This window comes from Streptococcus mitis (assembly GCF_001579035.1).
In the GTDB taxonomy this organism is placed as follows: domain Bacteria; phylum Bacillota; class Bacilli; order Lactobacillales; family Streptococcaceae; genus Streptococcus; species Streptococcus mitis_J.
The window spans coordinates 34,001-35,855 of sequence record NZ_KQ970290.1 but is presented as its reverse complement, the minus strand read 5'-3'; the positions used below and the strand labels follow the sequence as shown (position 1 = coordinate 35,855).

Here is a 1,855-nt window from a genome sequence, read left to right as displayed (position 1 = left end):
GGCAGAGAGTCCTGAGATACTTTCTAGCTTTTCTGGGTGTTGCAAAATTTCGTCAATGGTATTGTCGCCATAGGTGTCCACTATTTTCTGAGCTGTCTTGAGACCAATTCCCTTGAAATGGCTACTTGAAAAGTACTTAACCAAGCCCTTGCTAGTTGGTTTTGAGCGTTCATAACGGCTGATTTGCAGTTGTTCCCCATACTTGGAGTGCTGGACAATTTGTCCCCAAAAAGTATAGTCTTCTCCCTCAATCACATCAGCCATGGTGCCGGTGACAATAATTTCAAAATCATCAAAATCCTCTGCGTCTGTATCGTCGATTTCTAGGAGGAGGATACGATAAAAATTGCTGGGATTTTCAAAAATAATCCGTTCAATGGTTCCTGAAAAATAAACTTCCATAAGATTCCTTTGCATAAATAGGTGAGAGTTAACTTTGTATCTATTTTATACTCAATGAAAATCTCTTCAAACCACGTCAGCGTCACCTTGCCGTATATATGTTACTGACTTCGTCAGTTCTATCTACAACCTCAAAGCAGTGCTTTGAGCAACCTGCGGCTAGCTTCCTAGTTTGCTCTTTGATTTTCATTGAGTATAACTTTGTTTCTATCTTAATCAAACTGGATAGTGAATAATCATATTCTCACGATAGAAGAAGAGGCTGAGATTCTTGATTCTCGGCCTCTTCGATTTCTTAAAATGTTCCGATACGGGTGATTGGCCAGAAGCGGAATTTAGCTTCCCCTGTGATATCTTTTGCTTTAAAGGTACCTACGTGGCGGCTGTCGCTCGAAACCAAGCGGTCGTCTCCGAGGAGAAGGTATTCTCCTTCTGGGACAGTAAAGCTAAAGTTGGTGTTGTAGTTGACATCAACTGTGAAGGCTTGGGCTTTTTGAGCGATACTTCTAAAGAAGGTTCCTTTATTTCCTTCAAATCCCTTACCTGAGTAGGTGCTTTGGAGTTTGTCATCCTTGAAACGTTTGATGTAGTCAGCTAGGTAAGGTTCGTCCGTCTCTTTATCATTGATGTAAAGTTTATCGTTTTCGTAACGGATGGTGTCGCCAGGCATTCCGATGACACGCTTGACGATGTCCTTATTGCCATCTTCCTCATGGGCCACCACGATATCAAAACGATCAATAGGGAGGTGCTTAACCACAAAGAGAATTTCGCCATCCGCTAGGGTAGGATCCATGGAATGTCCTTCTACGCGGACATTGCTCCAAAAAAAGATACGACTTAAAGCTAGTAATGACAGAATCAGGAGGAACAATCCCCACTCTTTTAGGAAATTTTTAAATGAATTCATAATTTACCTTTCTAAGCGTTTTTTCGCTTTTTCAGTATTTTTAAAGTGCAATTTGGCGCAGAAATTGAGTCCCTGCATACCATAGGCTTGCAAAATCTGGCTAGCCACCTTGTCAGAAGCTGTTCCAGCTCCACTTGGAAGTTGATAGCCCAGCTCTCGTCCCAGATTTTCAAGATTTTCCAGAAAGAGATCACGCGCAATGATAGAAGAAACTGCGACAGCCAAGTATTTGCCCTCAGCCTTTTCTTCTAAACTGATAGGATTGCTGAAACGATTGGCCTCTTGTGCCAAGTACTTGTCATAATTTTTAGCACTAGTAAAGGCATCAATCACAATTTTCTCAGGCTGAATGCCTTTTTGAAGGAGGAGATAGATAGCCTGATTATGGAGGGCAACCTTAACCGAAACAGCGTTGTAGCGGTCTCCGATGACCTCGTTGTACTTGCTTGGTGAGAGAAGCAGTGCTTGGTGCTGGATTTTTTCTTTGAGGATAGGGGCAATCTGACGGATTTTAAGGTCGGTCAGAGTCTTGGAATCCCCCAC

At 42.4% G+C, this 1,855-nt stretch carries 3 protein-coding genes; all 3 read right to left on the bottom strand.

All coding sequences use genetic code 11. The features are described from left to right. Window positions 1-402 (bottom strand): YrrC family ATP-dependent DNA helicase (locus SMIDD26_RS08365; protein WP_246747002.1); only part of this gene is annotated, 402 nt, incomplete at its 3' end. A gap of 295 nt (window positions 403-697) precedes the next feature. Then, window positions 698-1,312, bottom strand: a complete 615-nt coding sequence (lepB, locus tag SMIDD26_RS08360) for a signal peptidase I (RefSeq protein ID WP_001083986.1) — start codon at window positions 1,310-1,312, stop codon at window positions 698-700. Window positions 1,313-1,315: 3 nt separating this feature from the next. Continuing rightward, the coding region (locus SMIDD26_RS13220; protein ID WP_419986660.1) for a ribonuclease HIII at window positions 1,316-1,855 on the bottom strand (540 nt) is incomplete at its 5' end.

Excerpts from the sequence above, each read along its gene's own strand:
- lepB (WP_001083986.1), bottom strand. The coding sequence starts at position 1,312 with ATGAATTCATTTAAAAATTTCCTAAAAGAGTGGGGATTGTTCCTCCTG.